We start from the raw sequence: 26,855 nt of genomic DNA on the forward strand, positions 1-26,855 counted from the left end.
GTTGCTTTGCATTGTAGCCATTTTTCCATGCAGCCCAGCCGGCTCATCGTTTAAAACCACGAAAACCAATCCTGACCACCTCCATCTATTTTAAGGATTTTTCAAAATTTACATGTTATATTTACATATAAATATATATTTAATTACATGAAACTTTGATAGAATTTGCAATGATTGAACTCTTACCAGAGCTTTTATCTAAAAAAAACAGAACAGAACCCCTGGGAAAAGCCGGAACCTTCTTCTTTAAACTCATGCTGGTTCTGGCCGCGCTTCTTGTCATCGGCATGGTGGTATTGAAGTTTATTTAAGACACCTAAAACATACAGGCAAGTACAAAACATTCATGGGTGAAATACTGTGCGCATTCATCGTTGAGCTTTTCTATTTCTGCATTGTGAAGCCATTGGGCTGGTTGGCAAGGAGCACATCGCGCTCGCCCTGGTGGCCTATCTTCATCACGGCCATCATTGCGACCACCGCCGGTTTTCTTATCATCAATAAAGTGTCATAAATACGCTGCGCATACCAACCGCCAACCAAAGGAACACGAGACCATGTCTATCATCGAATGGATCATCGATTTTTTCATCGATATTTTTTCGCTGGGTCGCAAAAACGATGATGAAAGCAACCCGTTGGTCAGGCTCCTCATCACCGGTGCAGTCATCGTGGTTGTCGCCGTGATCGTCTGGATGATCATTAAAAAGTAAACCCTTGACTGTCTTTATCAGTATTCTTTGGCAACTGCATACTTATCTGTTTATTGTCTAGGCTGATATTTGCCATCTGCCCATATTGTCACCATTCTGGCGCAGAACCCGTTTTTTACAGGGCCCTTTCCATCCAGTGACAAGAGAAAGTTAACTGTTGATGGCGTTTTATTTAAAAAAAGAAAATATAAATACCATTACATACCGTATGACAAGAAGCGCCAGGATGATGACACCTATGCCGATCACGATGGAGCCAAAGAATGAAAGGTCTGCGCCATCAACGACAAAACGTTCTGCTTCACAAGGGTTGAAGTAATCTCTACCCAGGCAACGCAATCCACCAGTATCCAGATCCCCACCTAACCTGGCGTAAATTTTTATCAAAACACCAGTCAATATAAAAAAAAGTGTGACACAAAATGCACCAAAACCATAACTCCCATTCTTCGACGTTTTGTTAATTAGCCAAACGAGCGTAAACAGGAGACCGAACCATATGATCGCGAAAATAAATGAAAGCATTTTTTAAACACAAATGGGTGTAGAGGGCCACTTAGCAGCCACTTATATTGCAGTGAATTTATCCGGATTGTAGTGTGTTTTTTCAGAGAACTTTCGTAAAAACTGTTTAACCAGATAAAGGCGATCTTCTGTGGTGTATAGTCCTGCCCCCTCAAACTTGAATGATTATGTTGGGTGCAGAATCATATGCCCCAACATACCAAAACAACAATGGGGCAGCAACCGGACATTGCGCCCCATCGGATAGCGGTTCTCAAATACAGGCTTATTAGCGGCCACCCACCATGTCCTGCGGCTTCACCCAGGCGTCAAACTGCTCAGCTGTCACATACCCCAGTGCCAGCGCCGCTTCGCGCAGGCTGCTGCCTTCCTTGTGCGCTTTTTTCGCAATCTGCGCTGACTTGTCATAACCAATATGGGGGTTCAGCGCCGTCACCAGCATCAGCGAACGCTCCAGCAAATCAGCAATGCGTTCGCGGTTCGGTTCAATGCCCACCGCGCAATGCTCATTGAAACTCACAATGCCGTCTGCCAGCAGATTCACGCTGTGAATAAAATTCCATGCCACCATCGGCCTGAACACATTCAGCTCAAAATTACCCGATGCACCGCCAAAATTAATAGCCACATCGTTGCCAAACACCTGGGCGCACAACATGGTGACCGCTTCGCTTTGTGTCGGATTCACCTTACCCGGCATGATGGATGAGCCCGGCTCATTTTCCGGAATGCTGATCTCGCCAATGCCGCAACGCGGCCCACTGGCCAGCCAGCGCACATCGTTGGCAATTTTCATCATGCTGGCAGCCAGCGTTTTCAGCGCGCCATGTGCATTGACCATCGCGTCGTTGGAGGCCAGCGCCTCAAACTTGTTGGGTGCCGTTACAAAAGGCAGGCCCGTCAGCCCGGCCAGTTCTTTGGCTACGGCTTCAGCATAGCCCTTGGGCGCATTCAGCCCGGTACCTACCGCTGTACCGCCCAGCGCCAGTTCGCACAGGTGGTTCAGCGTCAGCTCAATATGCAGCTTGCAGTGTTCCAGTTGCGACACGTAGCCCGAAAACTCCTGCCCCAGCGTCAAAGGCGTGGCATCCTGCAAATGGGTGCGCCCGATTTTCACAATACCGGCAAATGCCTCAGATTTGGCTTTTAACGTGGCATGCAACACATCTATCGCCGGCAACAGCTTGTGACTGATGGCATCCACCGCCGCCACATGCATGGCGGTGGGAAACACATCGTTGGACGACTGGCTTTTATTTACATCATCATTGGGGTGCACCAGGCGGCCTTCGCCGCGTTTCCCCCCCAGCAGTTCACTGGCCCGGTTGGCAATCACCTCGTTCACGTTCATATTGGTCTGCGTACCAGAACCGGTCTGCCATACCACCAGCGGAAATTCCTCCGGATGCTCTCCTGCAATAATCTCGTCGGCTACGGTCACAATAACCCGGGCTTTTTTCTCATCCAGCAGGCCCAGCGCATGATTAACCAGCGCAGAAGAGCGCTTCACCTGCGCCAGCGCCCTGATCACCTCCGGCGGCTGACGGTCACCGGCAATCTTAAAATTCTGCAGTGAACGTTGTGTCTGTGCCCCCCACAACCGGTCAGCAGGAACCTCAATCGGCCCAAACGTATCTTTTTCAATTCTCGTATTCATCAGTGCGTCTCCTGTGCTGGCTCAAACTGCCAGGCACAAAGTTTGTCAAAATAGCAAATGTTTCATGCGCTACTATACACGCCGGCTGGTTTTCTCTCCAATGCGGCACCAGTCATCGCAATGCCAGCATTGTTTTAGCTGAAAAGCGGCCCGCGTGTTGAATCGTCAATAACCATACAACCCACGGAAATATCATGACTACCATCAAGCAGGAAGATCTGATCGAAAGCGTCGCCGGCGCCTTGCAGTACATCAGCTACTACCACCCGGCAGACTTCATTGCACATCTGGCACGCGCTTACGAGCGTGAAGAAAGCGCCCCCGCCAAAGACGCCATTGCACAGATACTCACCAACTCGCTCATGTGTGCACAGGGCAAGCGCCCGATCTGCCAGGACACCGGCATTGTCAACGTGTTTGTCAAAATCGGCATGGATATCCGCTTTGAAGGCTTCACCGGATCTTTCAACGACGCTATCAATGAAGGCGTGCGCCGCGCCTACACCTGCCCGGACAACGTGCTGCGCGCTTCGGTACTGAACGACCCCATTTTTGAGCGCAAAAACACCAAGGACAACACCCCAGCGGTCATTCATGTGGAAATGGTGCCGGGCAACAAGCTCGACATCATTGTGGCAGCCAAAGGTGGCGGCTCAGAAAACAAGAGCAAAGTCATCATGATGAACCCGAGCGACTCCATTGTCGACTGGGTACTCAAAACCGTACCCACCATGGGTGCTGGCTGGTGCCCGCCCGGCATTTTGGGTATTGGTGTGGGCGGCACGGCAGAAAAAGCCGTATTGCTGGCCAAAGAAGCGCTGATGGACGACATTGACATGTACGAACTGCTGCAACGCGGCCCGCAAAACAAACTTGAAGAACTGCGCGTTGAACTGTACGAAAAAGTCAATGCACTGGGCATTGGCGCACAGGGCCTGGGCGGGCTGACCACAGTGCTCGATATCAAAATCAAAACCTACCCGACCCATGCGGCATCCAAACCCGTGGCGATGATTCCCAACTGCGCAGCCACCCGCCACGCCCACCTGACGCTGGACGGCTCCGGCCCGGTCTACCTGACCCCACCCAGTCTGGACCTGTGGCCCAATGTGCACTGGAAACCCGATACCCAGAAAAGCAAGCGCGTTGACCTGAACAAACTCACACCCGAAGAAGTCGCCAGTTGGAAGCCTGGAGACACCCTGCTGCTGAACGGCAAAATGCTCACCGGCCGTGACGCTGCGCACAAACACATTCAGGACATGCTTGCCAAAGGCGAAAAACTGCCGGTAGACTTTACCAACCGGGTCATCTACTACGTCGGGCCGGTAGACCCGGTACGCGACGAAGTGGTCGGCCCGGCAGGCCCCACCACCTCCACCCGCATGGACAAATTCACCGAAACGATGCTCAGCCAGACCGGCTTGATTGCCATGATCGGCAAGGCCGAGCGCGGCCCAACCGCCATTGAAGCGATCAAAAAGCACAAGAGTGCCTACCTGATGGCCGTAGGCGGGGCCGCTTATCTGGTATCCAAAGCCATCAAGGCTGCCAAAGTGGTTGGCTTTGCCGACCTGGGCATGGAAGCCATCTACGAGTTTGATGTGCAGGACATGCCGGTCACTGTCGCAGTTGACAGCTCCGGCACCTCGGCCCACATTACCGGCCCGCGCGAGTGGCAAGCCAAAATCGGCAAAATCCCGGTAGCCACCGCCTGAAACTGATCGAAAACCGGTCTTGCGCCAGCAGTGCTGCTGTTTGACTCCAAGCAAATAGCAAACACTGCTGGCATTATTTTTTTAACGCTCCCTCATACAGACTGTCAAATGCGCGGATAATCTGCACATGGCCTGTTTTGTTCCGGCACATGCACCATGCAGTCGACTGATCCACTTTTTATCCAGCAGCAACCCGCCACCAACAGCACTTCCAGCACTGCTGTACCCTGCCCCAATCCGGATACCCTGCCGCCTATCGGCGTGTTCGATTCCGGCATCGGCGGCTTGAGCATTCTGCGCGCGCTGCTGCAGGCCATTCCCCAGCGCCGGTTCGTCTACCTGGCCGATACTGCTTACGCCCCCTATGGAGAACGCGGCGACGCCTACGTGATCGAACGCTCGCGCACCATCGCCCGCTGGATGCATGATGTCCAGCACACCTGCGGCCTGGTCATTGCCTGCAACACCGCTACGGCAGCCGCCTGCACCACCCTGAGAAATGAATATGGTGACAGCTGGCCCATAGTCGGGGTGGAGCCCGGCATCAAACCTGCGGCGCAGCTCAGCCAAACCGGCCGCATCGGCATCATGGCTACAGCCGGTACGCTGAACAGCGCCAAATACCAGACGCTGATACGACGCATTCACGACAGCACGCACATTCCGCTGCAACTTTTCCCCTGCCCGTGCGATGGCCTGGCCGAAGCCATTGAACACCACCGCACCGAACTGATAGAAACGCTGGTTGAACGCTACGCGGCACAGTTAAAAGCTTTATCACCGGATGTGGTGGTACTGGGCTGCACCCATTACCCATTGATCAGGGAACGCATTGCGCAGGCTTTGCCTGGAATACAAATTCTGGATACCGGCGCTGCCGTTGCCCGCCATGCGCAAACCGTGTTCTCTGCCGGCAATGGCACCGCCGCGCCTCCGACCATCAGCGAGACAACTAGCGAAACGCCCTCACTTCACGTATGGACCAATGAAACCCCTGCACTGCTGAGCCAGGCATTAACCCGCTGGCTACCGGGCACCCCCGCCCAGGTGCATACATGGTCTTCTTAGAATCAGGGCACATGCGCCAGCCGACACACCAGACTTGATGCCTGCCGTTTGAGCATCATGTTACTGGCAAATAGCCGTGGTAGCTCAACACACAGGTCAGGCTTTCGGCCTGCGCGCAACCATCTCTATTTCAACCTCCGCCCCCAGCGGCAGGCCACCAACCTGAACCGTGGTTCTGGCCGGGTAGGGCTGTGAAAAGTTCTTTTCATACACGGCATTCATCACCGCAAAATTGCCCATATCCAGCAGGTACACATTGACCTTCTGCACATCGTCCAATGTCAGCCCTGCTGCCTGCAGAACACTCTTCAGGTTGTCAAAACACAGTTGCGTCTGCTCGGCAACACCGCCCTGAATCAGTTTGCCGGTAGCCGGGTCTATCGGCGTTTGCCCCGATAAAAAGAGCAGCCCTTCACTTTCCACCGCGTGCGCATAAGGCCCTGTGGCCACAATCCCCGGAGCCGTTACAGATTTTCTCATTGCGTACCCTTTCTATAGAACAACCCACAACACTATGCTTGTGCCCTGCCGTTCAGGGCTTTTCTTCATCCCCGGCCGATCCATCCTGCAACTCGGCCAGCCAGATACCGCGCTGCACATCCAGCGGCAACACCATCACAATACCGGCCACAAACAGCATGGAAATCAGCCCTACGCCCACACGGGCGCCAAACATCCAGTTCAGCAGGCCAAACAAGACCAGCCCGATGATAGAGGCCAGCCGGGTCGACAGCGACCACAGCCCGAAAAACTCTGCCAGCCGTTTTTCCGGCGCAAACAGCCCCACCATGGCACGCCCGATGGATTGGCTCGACCCCATGCACAAACCGGCCATGGTTGCCGCCAGCCAGAATTCACCTTTGGTATGACACATCGATACACCAACACAGGTAATCGCCCACACCAGCAGCACCACAATCAGCATCAGTTTATGGCCCAGCCAGTCCTGCAAAAAGCCCAGCATGAACGCACCACCAGCCGCAGCAATGTTCAGCAAAAACATCATCAGGATGATTTCCTGCTGCGTCATGTGCACAACATCCTGCGCGTAAATGGCTGCCAGCGCAATCACCACGGCAACCCCGCCCTGGTAAAACACGGTGCTCAGCAAAATCTGCCGCAGGTCAGGAAACGCCCGGACTGATTGGATAGACAACCCTATTTCTGCCCACACCGATGCTTTGCGCAGCAGTGCCTGGCGTGGCTTGGCACGCTCTTTGAGTAACGCAAACGTCACACAGGCGCACGCCCCATAAATGCCCGCGGTAATCCACATCGTCACCGGCGTATACTCAGCCTCGGTTTTACCCTGCTTCATCGCCCACAGAATATACGCCAGGCAAACACCCAGCGTCAGCATGCCGCCCAGGTAACCAATGCCCCAGCCCAAACCCGAAATGGTTCCCAGTTTTTCGCGTTTGGCCAGCTCAGGCAAAAAGGCCGCAATGAACCCTTCGCCCCATGAATAAAACGTGTTGGACAGAATGATCATCCCAATGGCCAGCGCCACTGCGCCAGCACCAGTCCAGCCCAGCAGCGCCGTGGTAACAACACAACCGGCTGTGGTAAACATCAACAGCCTGCGCTTGGCGCCATGCCGGTCTGCCCATTGCCCCAGTGTGGTGGCTGTGAGCATGACGATCAGATACGACACCGCCAGCGCCCATGACCAGGCGGTTGCCCCCCAGGGTTTGTCGTTGCCCACAATCACGCCGGTAAAAAACGGCGCATAAATGGCCGTGAGCACCACCAGCGTATAACCCGAGTTGGCGAAGTCATACATCGCCCAGCCCAGCACCTCGCGGACTTTAACCCCCGGATTCAACGCGTTTTGGATGAAATTTTTCATGCGTCTTCGGCGTCACAGGCACATAACATGCGGAGGTTACCCCGCAGCAAAGCTCCTGCCCTTCTGGTCAAAAAAACAAGCGCCATGACGACGCACACTTATCATCAAAGCCGACAAACACACCGTCAGTGCAGCCGTCTTTTCCCCGCATCGTGCAGGCCGCCCAAAGCAATTTCAGACCACATGGTATTGACCGGGAAAAGCGAACTCTCCATCTGCTGTGCACGCTGGCTGAACAGGCGGTCAATTTCCGCGACAACGCCGCCAAGCTCTGCCGCGTCAAAATGCCGCTCCATCGCCCCGATCACATCCTCCACCAGCAAATCACGCTGGGCTTTCAGGATCGCCTGCGGGTTTGGCCCGACAAACAGCAAGTGATATTCATCTTCCGCATTATCATCATCGGCATCAAAATAACTCACTTCAATAGGGGCGCCTTCGCGCGCAATTTCATTGAGGCTGCGACACAGCTCCTCAGCAGCCTGGTCAAAAGAATCGTCACCCTCCACCGTCCAGCACATGCGCAACACATAATCACTGAGGTCGAACGTCACGCCCGGCTCCTCAGGAAAAAGGCTGCCTGCGGCTTCGTTCAGCGACGATGCGCCGGCAAAACGCCATAAAGGCTGCAACGCCTGCTCAATCTGCTCTGGCATGATATCCCGCCGCACCGGTACATCACCGTGCACGTGAATTTCATACAAAGTATTTGTCTGTGTCATTTCCAATCAATCCTGTTTGACAACCAGCACGGTCTGTAGTCTGCAACCACGCCGGAAGACCTCTTCATCAGGTAAGCTCCATCATAACAAATACCCTGTGAAAAGGGTAACCATTCATCTCATACCCCCTCGTTTCTCACTCATGTCATCAGCAAACGGTGATTTTGGCCTTTTCCCCTCTTTTGTTTTCACAAAAACCGCTTTGTTGCCGTTTCTTTACACCACTGCCCCTGCCGGCATCCGGTATATCCAGTATTATTTTCCCACTCCTATTGACCAGAAAGAGAAAAAACCATGATCCATTCACATACACTCAAACGTCTGGGCCTGCTGTTATGCGCAGGCGCTGTTGCCATGGTTGCCGCCGGCTGCGCCGGCAGTGGCAGCACTTCCACCCTTGCACCCCAGCAAGCCTTGATTCAGGGCGAAGTGTTTTACCTGAACCGCATAGCACTCCCGGCCGATGCGCAACTGACCGTTTCGCTGAACGATGTCTCGCTGGCAGATGCCCCGGCCAAAGTGCTGTCCCGGCAGGAAATCAACACCGCCGGCAAGCAGGTGCCCATCTCTTTCACCCTGACCTATGACCCGACCCAGGTGCAGGCCAACCACACCTACAGCATCAGCGCCCGCATTGAGCAGCAGGGCCAGTTGCTTTACATCAACACCGAACATATCGGCGTCAAGCTCGATGGCACCGACCCGCAGCCGGTACGGGTAAAGGTTGACGCTGTCAGCCGCTAACCCCTTTGACTTTTGCATAAAAAAGGCGCGGCTTCTTTCAAACGCCGCGCCAATGAAGGGAGCTTGTTGCAAGCTATCAATCAATCGGTTACTTTCTGGGCCGTACCAGTTGCCATGGACGAACCAGATAACCCACCGTACCAAACCCGCTCCAGATATGCACCAAACGGGTAAACGGGAAAATCAGAAACAGGCTCATCCCCATGAACAGGTGCAGTTTGAACATGATGGACGCATCAGCCACATAGCTGGCAGCGTCTCCACGGAACGTCACAATGTGCTGCGCCCAGGTCATCAGGCGCACCATTTCATGCCCGTCGGTATGCTTGGCCGATACAAAAATCGTCGACAGCCCCAGCAGCAGCGTCAGCAAAATCCAGATCAGCACCAGCTTGTCACGCCAGGTACTGTTCACCGACAGCCGGTCAGAGGAAAAACGCCGGTACAGCAGCATGATCAGGCCAATCAGCGTGATCGAACCGAGAACACCACCGCCCACCATCGCCAGCATCTGCTTGAACTGGTGGCTGATGCCCAGCGCCTCCCACACCGCAATCGGTGTCAGCAACCCGACCAGGTGGGTGAAAAACAGCCCGATAATGCCCAGGTGGAACAACACGTTGGCTACCCTCAGGTTGCCGCGGTGCAGCAACTGGCTCGAATCGGTTTTCCAGGTGTACTGCTCGCGCTCAAACCGCACAATACAACCCAGCAGAAAAACCGCGCCGGCAATGTAAGGGTAAATGCCGAATACAAATTGATTAAGATAACTCATTGTTTATCCTTTCAGACCTGCGCCGGCGGGCGCCTTGGCATAAAAGTGAACGGGTTGAACTGCACTGGCGCTGCCCAGCAACAGCTCCATGCCTTCCGTACTCGGACCGAACTTCTCCAGCGCCTCATCCATATCGCGCACCGGCGTCACACGCAACGGCTGCGCCTGAACCGGACACAGGTCCTGCAATAATGTGAAAATCCCCGCATATGGCGATTGCGCCTGTGCCAGCTTGTGTCCGATATGCGCCACCACATGAATTGCATCTCCTAACAGCTCACGCGCTTTGTCCAGTGAGCACATCGATAAAAACTCCAGAAACAACGGCAGATAATCAGGCAGCTCATTGCCGGCCGGCTCAAAACCTCCCTGCTGATACTCCTGCAACAAATCCACCATGGCCTGCCCGCGCGAGCGGTCTTCCCCGTGCAGGTGCTCAAACAGATGCAGCGAATGCGACGGCGTGCGGTCAAACGTCAGCACATACCCTTCCTGCAACTCAATCAGGTCTGTACGCTGTAAATGGTGCAACAGCACGTTCAGCGAAGTATTGCCCAATGACAGCTTTTTAAGCTCATTGCGGATATCTTCAATGCCATCCAGCAAATCCTGCTGCGGATACGAAAGCAGCACTGAAAGAATTTTGTAGATGCCTGTGGTCTCGTTCATCTTTTATCCTTTTCAATGTTGTCCTGCCGGTCTTTACGCGAACCGTAAAACACAATCGGCGACGCTTTTTTCTGACCAAACAGACTGTCCTTGTTATAGCCGTCAGAGCAGCCGTTGCCAAAGCTGAAGCCGCACGAGGCTTTGTCTTCAAACGTGTTCTCCACCAGCTCTTTATGTGAGGAGGGAATCACAAAACGGTCGTCATACGCGGCCAGCGCCATGATCCGGTACATTTCCTCCACCTGCTCGGCCTGCAGATGCGTGCCGCTGAGCGCGCTAACATCCGCCACCTTCTCAACCGACTTGGAGCGCATGTAACGGCGCATGGCAATCATCGTTTCCAGCGCTTTCACAATCGGCTCTTCCTTGCCGGAGGTCAGCAGGTTGGCCAGGTAGCGCACCGGAATACGCAGGTCTTTCACATCCGGAATAATGCCCTTCTCACCCACCAGCCCGCTTTCAATCACAGACTGGATCGGCGACAGCGGCGGAATGTACCACACCATCGGCAGCGTGCGGTATTCAGGATGCAGCGGAAACGCCACCTTCCACTCCATTGCCATCTTGTACACCGGCGACTTGCATGCCGCGTTAATCCAACTCTGCGCAATACCCTGCTTCAATGCTTCAGCCTGCACTTCGGGGTCATTCGGGTCCAGGAACACATCCAGTTGTGACTGGTACAAGTCCTGGGTATCTTCCGTTGCGGCAGCCGTTTCAATCTTGTCGGCGTCATACAGCAGCACGCCCAGGTAACGGATACGCCCCACACAAGTCTCAGAACACACGGTAGGCTGGCCGCCCTCAATACGCGGGTAGCAGAAAATACATTTTTCCGATTTGCCGGTGGTCCAGTTGTAATAAATCTTCTTGTACGGGCAGCCCGAAATACACATACGCCAGCCACGGCATTTGTCCTGATCAATCAGCACAATGCCGTCTTCCTCGCGCTTGTAGATCGAACCCGCCGGGCAACTTGCCACACAGGCCGGATTCAGGCAATGCTCACACAGGCGGGGCAGATACATCAGGAATGTATTTTCAAACGCCGCATGCATCTCCTTCTGGATGCCTTCAAACAAGGCATCCTTGGAGCGCTTGGAAAATTCACCGCCCAGGTCGTCTTCCCAGTTCGGGCCCCACTCAATCTTCTCCATCTTCTTGCCGGTCAGCACCGACACCGGGCGCGCTGTCGGCGGCGTCTTCACCTCCGGCGCATTCTGCAAGCGCTCATAGTCGTAAGTGAACGGCTCGTAATACTCGTCAATCTGCGGCAGGTTCGGGTTGGCAAAAATATTGGCCAGCAGCTTCACCTTGCCGCCCTGGCGCGGCTTGAGCTTGCCATTGTTTTGCCGTACCCAGCCGCCCTGGTATTTGTCCTGGTTTTCCCATTCCTTCGGGTAGCCCACGCCAGGCTTGCTCTCCACGTTGTTAAACCAGGCGTACTCCACACCATCGCGACTGGTCCAGACGTTTTTGCAGGTTACCGAGCAGGTATGGCAACCGATACACTTGTCCAGATTCAGGACCATGCCGATTTGTGCTCTGATTTTCATTTTCTCATCCTTGTCGTCATCGTGTTCGGGTCAAACTCACTCGGCAGCAACAGCGCCCTGTGCTTCTTCTTCCATCCAGTCCACTTTTTTCATCTTGCGCACCACCACAAACTCGTCGCGGTTGGAGCCCACCGTGCCGTAATAGTTGAAGCCATAGGCCAGTTGCGCATAACCGCCGATCATGTGCGTAGGCTTGAGCACGGCGCGTGTGACCGAGTTATGAATACCGCCGCGCTTGCCTGACACTTCGGCACCCGGCACATTGACAATTTTTTCCTGTGCGTGGTACATCAAAATCATCGTCTCCGGCACCCGCTGGCTCACCACCACACGTGCAGTCAGCGTACCGTTGGCGTTGAACACCTCGACCCAGTCGTTATCCACCAGGCCAGCTTTTTTCGCATCCACTTCCGACACCCACACATGCGGGCCGCCGCGTGACAGCGTGAGCATGCGCAGGTTGTCCGAGTACGTGCTGTGAATACCCCACTTCTGGTGCGGCGTGATGAAGTTCAGCACAATTTCAGGGTTTCCGTTGCCATGCTTGCCCAGCACCTTCTCGGTGGTCTTCAAATCCACCGCCGGCTTATACACACACAGCCCTTCGCCAAACATGCGCATCCACTGGTGGTCCTGATAGAACTGCTGGCGGCCGGTAATCGTGCGCCAGGGAATCAGCTCATGCACATTGGTATAACCGGCGTTGTAGCTCACCTCTTCGCTCTCCAGCCCTGACCAGGTCGGTGACGAAATGATCTTGCGCGGCTGTGCCTGCACATCTCTGAACGTGATGCGGTCATGCTCACGCGGCTTGGCCAGGTGTGTATGGTCAATACCGGTATTTTTCGACAATGCTTCCCAGGCCTTCACTGAGACATGCCCGTTGGTTTCCGGCGCCAGCGTCAAAATCATTTCTGCCGCGTTGATGGCGGTATCCAGCTTAGGCTGCCCCTTGCCCGCACCCTTGGTCACCACATTGTTGATCTTGCGCAGCAGTTCAACCTCGTGCTCTGTCTTCCAGTTAATGCCTTTGCCGCCATTGCCCACTTTTTCCAGCAGCGGGCCGATGGATGTGAACTTGTCATAAATAGCGCCATAGTCACGCTCCACTACCGTCATGGCCGGCATCGTTTTACCCGGAATCGGGTCACATTCGCCCTTCTTCCAGTCTTTGGCGTCAAACGCCTGCCCCAGCTCCTGGGCAGTATCGTGCATCAGCGGTGTCAGCACCAGATCCTTCTGCATACCCAGGTAGTCTTTGCTCAACTCGGAAAACTTCTTGGCAATACCTTTGTAAATTTCCCAGTCGGTCTTGCTCTCCCACAGCGGCTGCACCGCTTCGCTCAGCGGGTGAATGAACGGATGCATATCCGATGTGTTCAGGTCATCCTTTTCATACCAGGTCGCTGTCGGCAGCACCACGTCAGCATACAGGCAGGTGGTTGACATGCGGAAATCCAGCACCACCAGCAGATCAAGCTTGCCTTCAGCGGCAGGGCGTACCGTGATCTCTTTGGGCTTAATGCATTCCTCTTCTTCGCTCATCACCGCATTCTGTGTACCCAACAGATACTTCAGAAAGTACTCATGCCCTTTGCCGGATGAGCCCAGAATATTGGAGCGCCACACGAACAGATTGCGCGGGAAATTTTTCGGATTATCCGGATCATTACATGCCATATCCAGCGAGCCGTTTTTCAAACCTTCCACCGCATACTGAATCGGGTCTTTGCCGGCAGCCTCTGCCTCACGCGTCACGTCCAGCGGATTGCTTGAAAGCTGTGGCGCAGAAGGCAGCCAGCCCATGCGTTCAGACTTGGCGTTGTAGTCGATCATCGACATCTGCATCACCTGGTTGCCATAGGTCGGTGCGGCAATCTCATCCACCCCCAGCTTTTCATGGCGCCACTGGCTGGTGTGCGCATAAAAGAACGATGTCCCGTTCATCTGCCGGGCCGGGCGCTGCCAGTCCAGCGAGAACGTCAGCGGCGTCCAGCCGGTCTGCGGACGCAGTTTCTCCTGCCCCACATAGTGCGCCCAGCCGCCGCCACTCTGCCCCACACAACCGCACATCATCAGCATGTTGATAATGCCGCGGTACGTCATGTCCATGTGGTACCAGTGGTTCAGCCCGGCCCCCACAATCACCATGCTCTTTCCGTGCGTCTGGTGCGCATTCTGTGCAAATTCACGCGCCACCTGGATCACCAGCTCAGGCTTCACACCGGTGTGCTTTTCCTGCCAGGCCGGGGTATAAGGCACATCCTGCATATAGTCGCTTGCCACATTGGCGCCACCCAGCCCCCGGTCAATACCATAGTTGGCCGCAGAAAGGTCGTACACCGTTGTCACTAAAACCTCTTGACCATCTGCCAGCCGTATCTTTTTCGCCGGTACATTGCGCAGCAATACATCATTGGCATCTTTACCGCCAAAGTAGTCAAATGCCACTGGCGCCACTTCATCATGTGAACCCAGCAGGCTCAGGCGTGCCTTGATCTCTTTACCGCTGCCGTCCTCATGCTTGAGGTTCCATTTGCCGGACTGCCCCCAGCGAAAGCCGATAGAGCCCTTGGGTGCCACAATGTCGCCGGTGCTTTCATCCAGCACCAGTGTTTTCCATTCCGGATTGTTTTCTTCGTTACAGTTGCCATCCAGCTGGCTGGCGCGCAGGAAGTAACCCGGCAGCAAACGGCCATTCTCCTGAGTCAGTACCACCAGGAAAGGCATGTCTGTCAAGCGGCGGCAATAATCGGTAAAGTAATCCGACGGATTTTCCAGATGGAATTCCTTCATGATCACATGCCCCATCGCCATCGCCATGGCCGCATCGGTGCCCTGCTTGGGCGCCATCCAGATATCGCTGAACTTGGCCATTTCACCAAAGTCGGATGACACTGCTACCGTCTTGGTACCCTTGTAGCGCACCTCGGTATAAAAGTGCGCATCAGGCGTACGCGTCATCGGGATGTTGGAGCCCCACACCATCAGATAGGTCGAGTTATACCAGTCGGCTGATTCGGCCACGTCGGTCTGCTCGCCCCAGATCTGCGGACTGGCCGGCGGCAGATCGCAGTACCAGTCATAAAATGACAGCGGCACGCCACCGATCAACGACAGGTAACGCGCCCCTGATGCGTAGCTGACCATCGACATTGCCGGAATCGGTGAAAAACCAATCACCCGGTCCGGCCCGTAATTCTTCACGGTAAACGCGTTGGCCGCTGCTACAATTTCATTGGCCTCGTCCCAGTTGGAACGCACAAAACCGCCCAGACCGCGCTTGCTTTTATAGGATTTGGCTCTTTTCTCATCCTGAGAAATATAGGCCCAGGCTTCCAGCGGCGACATCGTTTTGCGCGCCTCACGCCACATGCGGGCCAGATGCCCGCGCAACATCGGGTACTTCACACGCTGCGCCGAATACACATACCAGCTGTACGATGCGCCACGCGGGCAACCGCGCGGCTCGTGGTTGGGCAGATCGGGGCGCGTTACCGGATAATCGGTCTGCTGCGTTTCCCAGGTGATCAACCCGTTTTTCACATACACTTTCCAACTGCATGAGCCGGTGCAGTTCACCCCATGGGTGGAACGCACAATCTTGTCATGCTGCCATCTTTGCCGGTAGCCGTTTTCCCATTGACGGTCTTCCTTTACAACAGCGCCGTGCCCATCGGAAAAAGTGCTTCTTGTTTTATTGAAGAAATTCAGCCTGTCTAAAATGTGACTCATACAGCGCTCCGTAGGTTGTATTGCATCTGTGGGTATTTCATAATTACATTGTCTTTAAACTGCGCTCAAAAAACGATTCGCCTAACGCAGCATGTCCGGCGTGCAAAAGAGCTAAACTTTCTCCCCCAAAAGGAGTAGCCCGGCTACTTCTGCACGCACCTTACTTCATCAGCCTCAGCATGACACCTCGGCATTTTTACGCGCATAAAACCACCAGTTGATCGCTACACAGGTGACATAAAACACAATAAAGCCGATCAATGCCAGCATCGGGCTGCCGGTGGCATCAATGGAAGAACCAAAGCTTTTCGGGATAAAGAACCCGCCATAGGCACCGATAGCGCCCATGAAACCCACCACTGCGGCAGATTCGCGCGTGGCTTCGGCCTGGGCCTTGTGCTGCAACGCAGGGTCCATGTTTTTGGAGCGGCGGCTGAACAGCGTGGAAAAAATACGCGGTGCCTGTGCAAACGTTGATGCATTGCCTACGCCGGTAAAGGCAAACAACAGCATGAAGCACACAAAGAAACCGATGAAACTGCCGCCTTGACCATTATTCGGCAGGCACAGGATCACACCGACCACCGCCAAAATCATGATGATGAAGCTGTACTGCGTCACCTTGCTGGCCGGCACCCGGTCAGACACCCAGCCACCGGCCACACGCGCCAGTGCCCCCACCAGCGGCCCCAGGAAGGCATACTGGGTCGGGTCAACCGTTGGAAACTCGCCTTTGGTCAGCAGCGGAAATGCCGCCGAAAAACCAATGAACGAACCGAAAGTACCAATGTACAGCCAGCACATCAGCCAGTTGTGCTTGCGCTTGAAAATCACCGCCTGCTCTTTGAACGATGCCTTGGCAGACGCAATATCGTTCATGCCAAACCATGCCGCAATGGCCGATACCGCAATGAACGGCACCCAGATAAACCCGGCATTCTGCAACCAGATCGGCGTACTGCCGCCATTGCTTGCCATGTGCTGCGGCTCACCACCCAGTGCGCCGAAAACCCCGGCGGTAATCACCAGCGGCACTACAAACTGCACCACCGATACCCCCAGGTTGCCCAGCCCGGCATTGATCCCCATCGCGTTGCCTTTTTCTGCCTTCGGGAAAAAGAAACTGATATTGGACATGGAAGAACTGAAATTGGCGCCGCCAAACCCGCACAACAGTGCCAGCAGCAGCAGAACGCCGTAACTGGTCTGCGGATTCTGCACACAAATACCCAGACCAACCGCCGGAATCAGCAGGCTCGCCGTTGAAACCGCTGTCCAGCGCCGGCCACCGAAAATTGGCACCGCAAACGAATAGAAAATACGCAGCGTGGCGCCGGACAATGCCGGCAGTGCGGCCAACCAGAACAACTGGTTTTTAGTGAACTCAAAACCCACGCTGGGCAGCTTCACCACCACCACACTCCACACCTGCCAGATCGCAAACGCCAACAACAGCGCAGGAACAGAAATCCACAGGTTACGCCGGGCAATGGCACGCCCGCCACTGGCCCACTGCCGTGCATCTTCCGGATCCCAACCAGTAATCAATTTTGCCATGCTTGTCCCCTCACAAAATCTTTTCTTTCAGACATATACATCCACACCAGACTCACTGCTACCGTACCGAACAGCAGCGCAAAACTGCTGGAACGGATACCTGTCATATCGGCCAGAAAACCGAACATGATCGGCAGCAAGAAACCACCCAAACCGCCGGCCAGCCCGACCACACCGGATACCGTACCGATGTCTTTCGGGAACTGGTCCGAAACAAACTTAAATACAGAGGCCTTGCCTACTGCCATTGCCACACCGGCCACAAACAGCAGCACCGTGAACATCGTGACCGACATGCCAATTTTTTCCTGCGGAATACTCAGCAGCAGGAAAATCGCCGCACAAATCCAGAACACCCATTCCGTCACGCGGCGCGCACCAAACGAGTCAGAAAACCAGCCTCCAACCGCACGCAGCAGCCCACCCGGCATCGAAAAGCAAGCCGCAAGAAATGCTGCGGTAGACAGGCTCAGGCTGTACTGGTCCTGGTAGTAGTGCACCATCCATAAGGACAGCCCCACATAGCCGCCAAACACCACCGAGTAATACTGGCTGTAGCGCAGCACGGCAATGTCTTTCATCAGTTTGACCTGATCAGAAAATTTGACCGTCGAAGGCACCAGGTGCTTCGGATCGCTGTAGGTGAACAGCCAGAACAAAACCGCCGTTACCAGCAGCACCACGGCGTAAACCGTTGGCAGCATCTGCCAGCCCAGCGCAGCAATGATTGCCGGGGCCAACAGTTTATTGACCGCAGCACCGCAGTTGCCAGCGCCAAACACGCCCATCGCCAGCCCCTGCCTTTGCGCAGGGAACCAGCGCGCCACATAAGGTGTACCCACAGAAAAAGAACCGCCAACCAGCCCGACCCACAGACCAATCAGCAGGAACTGCCAGAACTGCGTTGCATACTGAATCAGGAATACGGCGGGCACGCACAACAGCATCAGGATAAAGAACACGATGCGACCACCGTACCGGTCGGTCCAGATACCCAGTGGCACGCGGATCAATGACCCGGAAAGCACGGGTGTAGCGGCCAGAATCCCGAATTCGGTTTCAGAAAGCCCCAGATGCTGCTTAATTGGCAACCCCAATACCGCAAAAACCATCCATACCATGAAACACACGGTAAAGGCCAGCGTACTGGATGCCAGAACACTATAAGCCTTGAAATCAGCACTTTTCATAAAGCACACCTTTTGCACAAATGAGTTATGCGATGAGCATACGCCTGTGCGCTGCAATAACCTATCGGCCAGAAGGGGAGTAAATGCACTGGCATCCGGTGTAAGATGTTCTAATCACTCTGGCTTAGTACAAACCATTTACCAAACCGCTATGCTTAAGAGATAAAATGCGTACATATCCTGCCGGGCGCTACGGCAGCCTGCATAGACATATCCCCTGATACAGACGACAGAACAAACGGCCCCTGTGATGAAAAAACCGCTGTACAGCCTTTCGACCAAACTGCTGGTATCCATCATCATCTGGCTGATTGGTGCCGTATCGTTTACCGGGCTGACACTGAACCTGTCATGGGAGCTGGAAAATGGCGGTGTTGCCATCAATGACGCCGGCAGCCTGCGCAAGCGCATGTACCACATGGCCGCGCTTGCCAGCCAGGTCGGACAGCAGCAGGACATCTTCCGGGAACAGACCGATTTTGAGACCGTGGTGGATCGACTGGAGCGCATCAACACCCAAAGCTGGCTAAACCCCGAAAACGGAGAAATTCACCAGCGGCTGCAAGATATCCGCCTGACCTCGCGCCAGATTATTGAACAGTTTTTAAAGGCGGCCAATACAGGGGACCTGAGCCTGACCCTGTTGCACAGAACACAAGACTTCATCACCCAGATTGATGCACTGGTCAAAGCCATTGAAATCCAGAACACCAAAAACATCCGGCTGCTGCGTTTGTTTCAGTTCATTCTGATTGGTATGGTGATCTTTTCGGCATTTGTCGCCATCTTTTTCCTGGGGCGGCTTGTCATCCGCCCGCTGGACATTCTGAAAACCGGCATCCAGAAAATCAGCCATGGCGATCTGGCAGCACGGGTCATCCCGATCAGCCATGACGAATTCGGCGAGGTATCCGACGGGTTTAACCAGATGGCCGCCAACCTGAGCGACCTGTATGACAACCTGGAACTCAAGGTCAAAGAAAAAACACTGGCACTGGAAGAAAAAAACCACGAGCTGCAGTTGCTTTATGAAATTACCGCTTTCCTGCACGAATCACAAACGCAGGAAAACATGGCCAAGGGCTTTCTGAAATACATCATGGACATCTGCCAGGCCAAAGCCGGCAGCATCCGGATTCTGGAAAAAGGTAAAAAACAGCTGGACTACATCAGCAGCATTGGCCTGCCTGAATCACTGGTCAACAGCGAAACAGCAGCGCCGTCAGAAAAAATACTGGGCGGCATCAGCGCGCACCAGTCCAACATCATCATCCAGCACATTGACCCCAATGACCCGCAGTTCCGTGATGCCGGCCTGCTGCCTTTTGACCACAGCGTTATTTTCTATATACGGCACAACCTCAAAGACATCGGCATTCTGACGCTGTATTTTGAACACGACCACCACCTGACCGAACAGGATATCCGGCTGATTGAAACACTCACCAACCAACTTGGCGTCTCCATTGAAAACCAGCGCTGGGCATTACTGGAAAAACAGCTCGGCATTGTGGAAGAACGCAACCTGATGGCACAAGGCCTGCACGACAGCATCGCGCAATCGCTTTCATTTTTGAACATGCAGGTGCAGATGCTCGAAAATGCATTGCGCGAACACAACCGTGAACAGGCGCTTGAAAACCTCAAATTCATTCAGGAAGGGGTACAGGAATCCTATGACGACGTGCGGGAACTGCTGCTCAATTTCAGAACCCGTATCAATCAGGAAGACTTCCCGCAGGCCGTACAATCCGTCATCAACCGGTTTCAAAAACAGGTCAATATACCGGTTGACCTGCATATTTCAGACAGTGAGTCCCAGCTCAACATAGAGCAGCAGTTGCAGGCCGTCTTTATTTTGCAGGAAGCCTTGTCCAATGTACGCAAACATGCCCAGGCCCAGCACGTCAGGGTAGACATCTGCAACAATGACGACTTTGTCATGACCATTGACGACGATGGCGTCGGGTTTGACGCCCAGACCCTGCTATCGAAGAAGGATCGCCACGTGGGCATGGGCATCATGCACGAAAGAGCCGCGCGCGCAAACGGGAATGTCAGCATATCATCACCGCATGCCCGCAAAGGAACCCGTGTCATGCTGACCATTCCCATTTCAGGAGCCAAAAGGAGTACCCCATGAGCCAGAACAAAATACGCATCCTGTTAATTGATGACCACAACCTCTTTCGCAGCGGGCTTAAATTCTTACTGACACAACAGGGCGATTTTGAAGTCGTGGGGGAAGCGGCAGACGGCCTGGAGGGCGTCAAGCTGGCAGAGCAGTTGCAACCCGACGTGGTGCTGCTGGATCTGGATATGCCGGTCATGCACGGGCGTGAAGCGCTGCCCCAGCTACTCAGTGGCCGCCCTGACCTGACCGTTTTGATGCTCACCGTATCCGAAGATGCGGCCGATCTGGGCGACTGCATGCGCATGGGTGCCAAAGGCTATCTGCTGAAAAACATCAACACCAATTTCCTGCTCGACAGCATTCGCAAAGCCGTTGATGGCGACAGCGTGCTCTCGCCTGAAATGACCACCAAACTCGTGGCACAACTGTGCTCACCACAGGCTTCAACACAAAACAAGGAACTGGAAAGCCTGACCCCGCGCGAGCGCGAAATGCTGGTATGGCTGGCCAAGGGTGCCAGCAACAAAGTCATTGCGCGTGAACTGGACCTGGCTGAAAGCACTGTCAAAGTGCATGTGCAAAATCTGCTGCGCAAGCTCGATCTGCACAGCCGTGTACAGGCTGCTGTTTATGCGGTGGAACACGGGCTGGACAAATCCGGTACGCCCTAGCGGATACATGCCTGCACTGGCCTGTATGCCATTGCAAAAACAGCAATAAACCCAAGCCCGCTCAGGCTTTGTACACACAGCCCCTGGCAGCATCGGCCATGCGCAGTCTCTTTGTCCGCTAGGCCTCTATGCGCGGCACATCCATCCATTGCGCACCACTGAAAAATCGTGCCAGATACTGCTGCAAAAACGCCCTCGTTCCTTCGTTGATAACTTCGTCATCCACACGGAACTCGTTATACGCCAGCATATGCACGGCAATACCCCGCACCCGGCACGCCTCCAGCGTGAGCAGTGTATGGTTGATGCTGCCCAGTCTGGGTGTTGTCGCAATAATCACGGGCAATTGATGCTGCGCAATGAAATCAATCGTCAGCACATCTTTAGTCAGCGGCACCATGATGCCACCCGCCCCTTCAATCAGAACCACGTCATAGTGCTGATGCAGCCTGGCTGTTGCCTGCACTACCTTTTCCAGATCAATTGGGCTTTGGTCAATTTCTGCGGCCAGATGCGGCGAAGCCGGATAACTCAACACCACAGGGCATGTGGTGCCATCCAGATCTTCCGGTAACAATTCAAGCCCCATGATGCGCCGGTGCAGTTGAATGTCTTCTGAAACGCCCTGGTTGCCCGTCTGAATCAGCTTCTGGGTCACCACCTTCTGCCCCTGGGCAGCCATCATCTTCGCAACAAACCCGGTCACATAGCTTTTGCCAATATCGGTATCAATACCGGTCACAAAATACGTTTGTTTCATTGTCCCCTCACTGCAAAATAAGTAGGGTGGTAAGTCAGGGAAACCCCCTGCGCATCGCCAAAGCCTGCCCGATACGCCTCACAAAACCTTTGCAGCCTGCTGCGGCTCCACACGCTGGAAAATCCACCGTTCACGCCGGTATATTTCAAGTGCCGCAATACAGCCAGCGGCTCGTCAAACCGCAGCACCATTTCCTCTTCCGAGCAAAACAGCACGTCAAAATCCGCCTGCAACAAGGCACGGACTTCATTCAGGCCATGGTAGTCCAGCCCCCGGTGTTCAATGGCTGCAATTTCTTTCAGATTAGAAGGCCCGAATGAAGAAAAAAACAGGTGCCCGCCTTTAGACAGCACCTGTCTCACTTTTGCTAAAAAGCCTGCCAGATCACTGATCCACTGCAAGGACGATGCCGAAACCACCAGATCCAGTTCATTTGGCAGACAGATCTGCTGCGCATCTCCATACAGGAATGTATAGGGCCTATCGCGCATCAGCGTGGGCAAAATCTCTTTGACCTTGGCATTGATGTCATTTAAAAAATACTGATCCGGCCGGTAAACGGCATTCAACTGCCGGGTCAGCAGCCCCGTGCCACAACCCACCTCCAGCACCCTCCTTGGCCTGTCCGGCAGCGTCCTGTGCACCATCTCTGCGAGTTTGGATGCAATCTTCTTCTGTGCCTGAGCATGTGCATCGTATGTGGCCATGCTGCGCTCAAATTGACATTTAACCAGTTGAATGGCGCTCATAACAGTTCATGCAAAATACGTGCAAAGTCAACACGGTGTTCACCGTCCAGCACACATGCCAGATCCCCCCATGCGGCTTTCATGTTTTCCGGTGGAAAGATTTTGTCCGCATTAGAAACAAAGGCCTTGGTCCAGTTCAGCCGGCACGCAGGTGGCGTAAGAAAAAACTGCCCCAACGCCTTCAGCTCTTCCAGTTGGTTCTGCACATCGCGCTGCGGCAGTTGTTCCTGCATGGCTTTGTATGCACTGGCACTCCCGGCCAGCCGCATCTGAAAACGCTTGCGGTTATGCTCATCATACGTTTGCAGTGTGGACTGAAAAATCTGCCTGGGAATCCCATACCGGTCATCAACCGGTTGCAGCGTTCCATTGACTGCAATGCATTGGTTAAGCACGGGCAATACTTCTGCACAGCAGTTGGCGGCAAACACCCCGAACGACCACGCCACCAGATCCACCTGAGCATAGCGCTGCACGCACGCCAGTTGCTGCGGCTCAATCGTGGTGTAGTCATACACCAGCAAAATATCCGTACCCGGCAACGCATCCACCGCACTCAATATGCGCTCGTCAAAACCCCAGCCGTTAAAAACCAGGACCAGACGCGAATTATTGTTCTGTGTGTGCCAGTACAGTTTCATAAGCTTTCTGAACCTGTTCATCGCTCAGCGCTGCCGTCAGCGAAAAACGGATACGGGCCTGTCCGGCAGGTACCGTCGGATAGCGGATCGGCATGACCCAGATTCCCGCATGCTGCAGTTGCGCTGCTAACCGGTTGCAGGGCTCGTTGTCCCCCATCAGCATCGGCACAATGGGAGAGCAGCCCAATAGTTGAAAACGGGCCAGTTGTGCGCGAAAGCGCTCTGTCATGGCCTGCAACGCCATACGCTCTTGTGTCATGCCTACAATTTTGCGAATGACAAAATGCGTCCACGCCAGATTGATGGCCGGCGTCGCCGTGGTAAAAATCAGCGTGCGCGAGTGGTTGATCAGCCACTCCCTGACTTCTGCATCACACACCACAAAAGCGCCTTCGGAAGCCGCCGCCTTGCCCAGCGTGCACATGAGCAGGTCCACATGGTCCAACAAACCAAGCGCTTCCACCAACCCCAGCCCGCGCGCACCGTACACACCAAAACCATGCGCCTCATCCACATAGAGCCTGGCGCCATAGCGCTTTTTCAGCTCAACCAGTGCGGCAATATCGGCCATATCGCCGTCCATGCTGAAAACACTTTCAGTCACAATGTAAATCTGCTCGTACTTGCCCTGCGCCTGCTGCAAAAGGCGCTCCAGATGGCTGTAATCATTGTGCTGGTAACGGCGCCATTCACATGCACACAGCCTCATGCCGTCAATGATGCTTGCATGCACCAGTTTATCGGCCAGGATCAGGTCCTTCTTGCCGGTAATGGCCGGCAGAATGCCGCTGTTGGCGTGGTAGCCTGAGTTGTATAACAGGCAGCTTTTGCCATAAAGGCTTTCCAGATACGCTTCCAGCTCCACCGCGCATGGGTGATTGCCTGTCAGCAGGCGCGAAGATGATGCGCTCATCCAGAAATGATCCAGGTTCAGCGACTGAATGAACTCTTTCTGAAAATCTGTACGCGCAGAAATACCCAGATAATCATTGGATGACAGGTTGAGGTAATCGCGCCCCTGGTACGTAATCAGCGCACCGTTGGACTCAAGGCACTTCAGTTCCCGTGCCTGCCCCTGCTCTTTGAGCCTCTGCAGTTCGTGACGCATATCAGGGTGCATATCATGGCGCATAGGCTGACAAACCCTTCATCACGCCACGAATCAGCTTTTCCAGTTCGTCCTGCGCCATGATCAGCGCCGGCATCAGATAAACCAGCTTGCCAAACGGGCGCGCCCAGACACCGTTGGCTATAAACAGTGCCTGCAGTTTTTCACGGTCCACCGCCTCTTTCATCTCGATCACACCAATGGCACCCAGCACACGCACATCAGCAACGGCCGGGTTGTCTCTGGCTGGCATCAGCCCTTGTTTCAGTTGTGCCTCAATGCGCGCCACATTTTCCACAATGGGGCTGTCCATGATCAGCTCCAGACTGGCATTGGCAGCGGCGGCGGCAATCGGGTTGCCCATGAAGGTCGGGCCATGGATAAAAATTCCGGGCGCATTTTGTGAAATAACCGCACCCACCTGTGCCGATGCCAGGGTGGCTGCCATTGGCACATAACCACCGGTGAGCCCCTTGCCCACCGTCATGATATCGGGCTGCACACCGGCCCATTCACATGCAAACATTCGGCCCGTGCGGCCGAACCCGGTGGCAATCTCATCGGCAATCAGCAGCACATCATACCTGCTGCATAACGCTGACAGCGCCTTAAGATACTCAGGATGATAAAACCGCATCCCTCCGGCACCCTGCACAATCGGCTCAATGATAAAAGCGGCAAGCTCTGCACCATGCTGCTCAAACAGCGCCTCCACCGAATCCAAGTTCCGCGCATCCCATGCTTGGCCGAAACGGCAATGCGGCTCATCGGCAAAATGCTGAATGGTCAGGCGGTTATTGAACATGGTGTGCATGCCATCCTGCGGGTCGCATACCGACATGGCATGCCAGGTATCCCCATGGTAGCCGGAGCGTACCGTGGCAAACGTGCATTTTTGCGGCCGGCCCATCGCATGCCAGTATTGCAATGCCATTTTCATTGCAATTTCAACGGCAACAGACCCCGAATCGCTGTAAAACACGTGTTGCAGGTTTGCAGGCACCAGCGTCAGCAGATTGCGGGTCAGCGAGATGGCTGCCTGGTGTGTCAGCCCGGCAAACATCACATGGCTGAACTTGTGCAGCTGATCCACAATCGCCTTGTTGATATGCGGATGGTTATAGCCATGTATCACAGCCCACCACGATGAAACACCGTCAATCAGCTTTTCGCCGCTGGCCAGTTGAATGTAAACCCCGCGTGCCGACTCCACCAAATGGCACGGCTGTGCAGGCACCGCCGGACTGTACGGATGCCAGATGTGCTGGCGGTCAAACGCCAGCAGTTGTTCAATGTCTGGTTGCGTAGTCATAACCCATCTGCTCAAACAATGCAAAATCATCAATGACTTTGGTATTGGCTGTCGTCAGCATATCCCCCACCATGGAGGCACTGACACCGCACTGTAATGCTTTGGCCAAAATATTTTTGATGCGCGCGCGCCCGGCGGCAAACCGGATTTCCGCTGTCGGGTTGGTAATGCAGAACATGGCAAACGTGGTCAGAATCTCTTCGTCAGACAGCAGCGTCATTTTGGCCATCGGTGTTCCGGCAATGGGCATCAGCAGATTGACCGGAATGGAATCCACTCGCAGTTGTTGCAGCGTCACAGCCAGTTCAATGCGCTGCGCCATGGTTTCGCCCATGCCAATGATGCCGCCGGAACAGATCTTCATGCCCACTTCCTGCGCGGCTTTGATAGTCGCGATTTTTTCCTCTGTGGTATGTGTTGTGCATACCTCAGGGAAATACGATGGCGCGGTTTCCAGGTTGCAATGGTAGCGCCGCACACCGGCATCCCAGAGCTTTTGCAACTCTTCTTTTGGCAGCAACCCCAGTGACGAGCAATATTCCATCCTGGGTTTATCGGCCTTTACCTGCACCACCATCTCTGCAAGCTGATCGACCTCGCGCGGTTTCAGCCGTTTGCCACTGGTCACCAGGGCAAAGTTGTGCACGCCGTTGTCGTGTGCAATCCGGGCATGTGCATGCACCGCGTCCACATCCACCAGCCGGTGCACGCTGACCTCGGTCTCATAAAACTTGGATTGCGAACACCACTTGCAATCCTCTGTACATGCGCCCGATTTGGCGTTCATGATCATGCAGGTGGAAATGCGGTTCTGGTGAAAATGCTTACGCAGACCATTGGCCAGTGCGTAAAGCTCTTCTTTTGGAGTCGTGTTGACAAGATTGAGCGCCTGCTCGTAGTCGAGCCGCAGCCCCTCAATAATTTTCTGCTTCATAGTGTTCCCAGGACGAAGCCAGCTCCATGTTGTTTAAGCCGGCGTACACTGCCTCACTTTAAGGATCA

Annotated in this window: 24 protein-coding genes; 7 read left to right on the forward strand and 17 right to left on the reverse strand. The window is 54.4% G+C overall.

All coding sequences use genetic code 11. The features are described from left to right. Nucleotides 1–170 precede the first annotated feature (170 nt). Entirely contained in the window at nucleotides 171–311 is a 141-nt protein-coding gene (locus AACY98_RS13660; protein WP_162615325.1) for a hypothetical protein, read from the forward strand. Nucleotides 312–557: 246 nt separating this feature from the next. Next, entirely contained in the window at nucleotides 558–713 is a 156-nt protein-coding gene (locus AACY98_RS13665; protein ID WP_162615326.1) for a hypothetical protein, read from the forward strand. Between the two features lie 168 nt (nucleotides 714–881). On the opposite strand, the gene AACY98_RS13670 is transcribed toward AACY98_RS13665, so the two are convergent. Both AACY98_RS13670 and fumC read right to left on the reverse strand, forming a co-directional pair. After that, the gene (locus AACY98_RS13670; protein WP_339805885.1) at nucleotides 882–1,238 is read right to left on the reverse strand and encodes a hypothetical protein; all 357 of its coding nucleotides are present in this window, start codon (nucleotides 1,236–1,238) and stop codon (nucleotides 882–884) included. Between the two features lie 268 nt (nucleotides 1,239–1,506). Beyond that, nucleotides 1,507–2,895 carry a class II fumarate hydratase gene (gene fumC, locus AACY98_RS13675; RefSeq protein WP_339805888.1) on the reverse strand — a complete coding sequence of 463 codons (1,389 nt, stop codon included), beginning with the start codon at nucleotides 2,893–2,895 and terminating at the stop codon, nucleotides 1,507–1,509. Nucleotides 2,896–3,089: 194 nt separating this feature from the next. On the opposite strand from fumC, the gene AACY98_RS13680 reads away from it, so the two are divergent. Together AACY98_RS13680 and murI are read left to right on the forward strand one after the other, a co-directional pair. After that, complete coding sequence (locus AACY98_RS13680; protein WP_339805890.1) at nucleotides 3,090–4,613, forward strand: fumarate hydratase; 1,524 nt, start codon at nucleotides 3,090–3,092, stop codon at nucleotides 4,611–4,613. Nucleotides 4,614–4,769: 156 nt separating this feature from the next. Further along, the gene (gene murI / locus AACY98_RS13685) at nucleotides 4,770–5,681 is read left to right on the forward strand and encodes a glutamate racemase (RefSeq protein WP_339805892.1); all 912 of its coding nucleotides are present in this window, start codon (nucleotides 4,770–4,772) and stop codon (nucleotides 5,679–5,681) included. 96 nt (nucleotides 5,682–5,777) lie between these two features. Here the strand turns inward: murI and AACY98_RS13690 are convergent, their stop codons facing one another. The 3 genes from AACY98_RS13690 to AACY98_RS13700 form a co-directional block, all read right to left on the reverse strand. Next, nucleotides 5,778–6,161 (reverse strand): Rid family detoxifying hydrolase, encoded by a 384-nt coding sequence (locus AACY98_RS13690; RefSeq protein WP_339805894.1) that lies wholly within the window; start codon nucleotides 6,159–6,161, stop codon nucleotides 5,778–5,780. A 52-nt stretch (nucleotides 6,162–6,213) separates the two neighbouring features. After that, the gene (locus tag AACY98_RS13695) at nucleotides 6,214–7,530 is read right to left on the reverse strand and encodes an MFS transporter (RefSeq protein WP_339805896.1); all 1,317 of its coding nucleotides are present in this window, start codon (nucleotides 7,528–7,530) and stop codon (nucleotides 6,214–6,216) included. Between the two features lie 125 nt (nucleotides 7,531–7,655). Further along, nucleotides 7,656–8,252 carry a DUF6806 family protein gene (locus AACY98_RS13700; protein WP_126980373.1) on the reverse strand — a complete coding sequence of 199 codons (597 nt, stop codon included), beginning with the start codon at nucleotides 8,250–8,252 and terminating at the stop codon, nucleotides 7,656–7,658. A 294-nt stretch (nucleotides 8,253–8,546) separates the two neighbouring features. Between AACY98_RS13700 and AACY98_RS13705 the strand changes: the two genes are divergently transcribed. After that, nucleotides 8,547–8,996: a YbaY family lipoprotein gene (locus tag AACY98_RS13705; protein ID WP_339805899.1), complete on the forward strand. Its 450-nt coding sequence runs from the start codon at nucleotides 8,547–8,549 to the stop codon at nucleotides 8,994–8,996. An 88-nt stretch (nucleotides 8,997–9,084) separates the two neighbouring features. On the opposite strand, the gene narI is transcribed toward AACY98_RS13705, so the two are convergent. The 6 genes from narI to AACY98_RS13735 all read right to left on the reverse strand — a co-directional run bounded on the left by narI (nucleotide 9,085) and on the right by AACY98_RS13735 (nucleotide 18,478). Next, nucleotides 9,085–9,771 (reverse strand): respiratory nitrate reductase subunit gamma, encoded by a 687-nt coding sequence (gene narI, locus AACY98_RS13710; RefSeq protein WP_339805901.1) that lies wholly within the window; start codon nucleotides 9,769–9,771, stop codon nucleotides 9,085–9,087. Between the two features lie 3 nt (nucleotides 9,772–9,774). Next, complete coding sequence (narJ, locus tag AACY98_RS13715) at nucleotides 9,775–10,440, reverse strand: nitrate reductase molybdenum cofactor assembly chaperone (protein WP_339805902.1); 666 nt, start codon at nucleotides 10,438–10,440, stop codon at nucleotides 9,775–9,777. Further along, on the reverse strand, nucleotides 10,437–11,996 hold the full coding sequence (gene narH, locus AACY98_RS13720) for a nitrate reductase subunit beta (protein WP_339805904.1): 1,560 nt from the start codon (nucleotides 11,994–11,996) through the stop codon (nucleotides 10,437–10,439). Before narH ends, narJ begins: the two co-directional genes overlap by 4 nt. Before the next feature lie 36 nt (nucleotides 11,997–12,032). Continuing rightward, on the reverse strand, nucleotides 12,033–15,731 hold the full coding sequence (locus AACY98_RS13725) for a nitrate reductase subunit alpha (RefSeq protein ID WP_339805906.1): 3,699 nt from the start codon (nucleotides 15,729–15,731) through the stop codon (nucleotides 12,033–12,035). A 174-nt stretch (nucleotides 15,732–15,905) separates the two neighbouring features. After that, on the reverse strand, nucleotides 15,906–17,288 hold the full coding sequence (locus tag AACY98_RS13730) for a NarK family nitrate/nitrite MFS transporter (protein WP_339805908.1): 1,383 nt from the start codon (nucleotides 17,286–17,288) through the stop codon (nucleotides 15,906–15,908). Then, nucleotides 17,276–18,478: an MFS transporter gene (locus AACY98_RS13735; protein WP_126980379.1), complete on the reverse strand. Its 1,203-nt coding sequence runs from the start codon at nucleotides 18,476–18,478 to the stop codon at nucleotides 17,276–17,278. The genes AACY98_RS13730 and AACY98_RS13735 overlap by 13 nt, the downstream gene beginning before the upstream one ends. A 250-nt stretch (nucleotides 18,479–18,728) precedes the next feature. On the opposite strand from AACY98_RS13735, the gene AACY98_RS13740 reads away from it, so the two are divergent. Beyond that, complete coding sequence (locus AACY98_RS13740; protein WP_339805911.1) at nucleotides 18,729–20,621, forward strand: histidine kinase; 1,893 nt, start codon at nucleotides 18,729–18,731, stop codon at nucleotides 20,619–20,621. After that, on the forward strand, nucleotides 20,618–21,283 hold the full coding sequence (locus AACY98_RS13745; protein WP_339805913.1) for a response regulator transcription factor: 666 nt from the start codon (nucleotides 20,618–20,620) through the stop codon (nucleotides 21,281–21,283). Before AACY98_RS13740 ends, AACY98_RS13745 begins: the two co-directional genes overlap by 4 nt. Nucleotides 21,284–21,401: 118 nt before the next feature. On the opposite strand, the gene bioD is transcribed toward AACY98_RS13745, so the two are convergent. From bioD to bioB, 6 genes are read right to left on the reverse strand one after another with little or no spacing between them, the layout of a single operon-like run. After that, nucleotides 21,402–22,043, reverse strand: coding sequence for a dethiobiotin synthase (gene bioD / locus AACY98_RS13750; RefSeq protein WP_339805915.1), 642 nt, complete (start codon nucleotides 22,041–22,043; stop codon nucleotides 21,402–21,404). Next, entirely contained in the window at nucleotides 22,040–22,792 is a 753-nt protein-coding gene (gene bioC, locus AACY98_RS13755) for a malonyl-ACP O-methyltransferase BioC (RefSeq protein ID WP_339805917.1), read from the reverse strand. Before bioC ends, bioD begins: the two co-directional genes overlap by 4 nt. Then, nucleotides 22,789–23,433, reverse strand: coding sequence for a pimeloyl-ACP methyl esterase BioG family protein (locus tag AACY98_RS13760; RefSeq protein ID WP_339805919.1), 645 nt, complete (start codon nucleotides 23,431–23,433; stop codon nucleotides 22,789–22,791). The genes bioC and AACY98_RS13760 overlap by 4 nt, the downstream gene beginning before the upstream one ends. Next, entirely contained in the window at nucleotides 23,402–24,541 is a 1,140-nt protein-coding gene (locus AACY98_RS13765) for an aminotransferase class I/II-fold pyridoxal phosphate-dependent enzyme (protein ID WP_339805921.1), read from the reverse strand. Before AACY98_RS13765 ends, AACY98_RS13760 begins: the two co-directional genes overlap by 32 nt. Before the next feature lie 13 nt (nucleotides 24,542–24,554). Next, on the reverse strand, nucleotides 24,555–25,853 hold the full coding sequence (gene bioA / locus AACY98_RS13770; protein ID WP_339805923.1) for an adenosylmethionine--8-amino-7-oxononanoate transaminase: 1,299 nt from the start codon (nucleotides 25,851–25,853) through the stop codon (nucleotides 24,555–24,557). Beyond that, the gene (bioB, locus tag AACY98_RS13775) at nucleotides 25,831–26,787 is read right to left on the reverse strand and encodes a biotin synthase BioB (protein ID WP_339805925.1); all 957 of its coding nucleotides are present in this window, start codon (nucleotides 26,785–26,787) and stop codon (nucleotides 25,831–25,833) included. The genes bioA and bioB overlap by 23 nt, the downstream gene beginning before the upstream one ends. Nucleotides 26,788–26,855: the final 68 nt, after the last annotated feature.

The sequence above is a fragment of the Saezia sanguinis genome (assembly GCF_963921665.1).
GTDB lineage: Bacteria > Pseudomonadota > Gammaproteobacteria > Burkholderiales > Burkholderiaceae_C > Saezia > Saezia sanguinis.

Coding starts and splice junctions, on each gene's coding strand:
- AACY98_RS13660 (WP_162615325.1), top strand. CDS start 171: ATGATTGAACTCTTACCAGAGCTTTTATCTAAAAAAAACAGAACAGAA.
- AACY98_RS13665 (WP_162615326.1), top strand. CDS start 558: ATGTCTATCATCGAATGGATCATCGATTTTTTCATCGATATTTTTTCG.
- AACY98_RS13670 (WP_339805885.1), bottom strand. CDS start 1,238: ATGCTTTCATTTATTTTCGCGATCATATGGTTCGGTCTCCTGTTTACG.
- fumC (WP_339805888.1), bottom strand. CDS start 2,895: ATGAATACGAGAATTGAAAAAGATACGTTTGGGCCGATTGAGGTTCCT.
- AACY98_RS13680 (WP_339805890.1), top strand. CDS start 3,090: ATGACTACCATCAAGCAGGAAGATCTGATCGAAAGCGTCGCCGGCGCC.
- murI (WP_339805892.1), top strand. CDS start 4,770: ATGCAGTCGACTGATCCACTTTTTATCCAGCAGCAACCCGCCACCAAC.
- AACY98_RS13690 (WP_339805894.1), bottom strand. CDS start 6,161: ATGAGAAAATCTGTAACGGCTCCGGGGATTGTGGCCACAGGGCCTTAT.
- AACY98_RS13695 (WP_339805896.1), bottom strand. CDS start 7,530: ATGAAAAATTTCATCCAAAACGCGTTGAATCCGGGGGTTAAAGTCCGC.
- AACY98_RS13700 (WP_126980373.1), bottom strand. CDS start 8,252: ATGACACAGACAAATACTTTGTATGAAATTCACGTGCACGGTGATGTA.
- AACY98_RS13705 (WP_339805899.1), top strand. CDS start 8,547: ATGATCCATTCACATACACTCAAACGTCTGGGCCTGCTGTTATGCGCA.
- narI (WP_339805901.1), bottom strand. CDS start 9,771: ATGAGTTATCTTAATCAATTTGTATTCGGCATTTACCCTTACATTGCC.
- narJ (WP_339805902.1), bottom strand. CDS start 10,440: ATGAACGAGACCACAGGCATCTACAAAATTCTTTCAGTGCTGCTTTCG.
- narH (WP_339805904.1), bottom strand. CDS start 11,996: ATGAAAATCAGAGCACAAATCGGCATGGTCCTGAATCTGGACAAGTGT.
- AACY98_RS13725 (WP_339805906.1), bottom strand. CDS start 15,731: ATGAGTCACATTTTAGACAGGCTGAATTTCTTCAATAAAACAAGAAGC.
- AACY98_RS13730 (WP_339805908.1), bottom strand. CDS start 17,288: ATGGCAAAATTGATTACTGGTTGGGATCCGGAAGATGCACGGCAGTGG.
- AACY98_RS13735 (WP_126980379.1), bottom strand. CDS start 18,478: ATGAAAAGTGCTGATTTCAAGGCTTATAGTGTTCTGGCATCCAGTACG.
- AACY98_RS13740 (WP_339805911.1), top strand. CDS start 18,729: ATGAAAAAACCGCTGTACAGCCTTTCGACCAAACTGCTGGTATCCATC.
- AACY98_RS13745 (WP_339805913.1), top strand. CDS start 20,618: ATGAGCCAGAACAAAATACGCATCCTGTTAATTGATGACCACAACCTC.
- bioD (WP_339805915.1), bottom strand. CDS start 22,043: ATGAAACAAACGTATTTTGTGACCGGTATTGATACCGATATTGGCAAA.
- bioC (WP_339805917.1), bottom strand. CDS start 22,792: ATGAGCGCCATTCAACTGGTTAAATGTCAATTTGAGCGCAGCATGGCC.
- AACY98_RS13760 (WP_339805919.1), bottom strand. CDS start 23,433: ATGAAACTGTACTGGCACACACAGAACAATAATTCGCGTCTGGTCCTG.
- AACY98_RS13765 (WP_339805921.1), bottom strand. CDS start 24,541: ATGCGTCACGAACTGCAGAGGCTCAAAGAGCAGGGGCAGGCACGGGAA.
- bioA (WP_339805923.1), bottom strand. CDS start 25,853: ATGACTACGCAACCAGACATTGAACAACTGCTGGCGTTTGACCGCCAG.
- bioB (WP_339805925.1), bottom strand. CDS start 26,787: ATGAAGCAGAAAATTATTGAGGGGCTGCGGCTCGACTACGAGCAGGCG.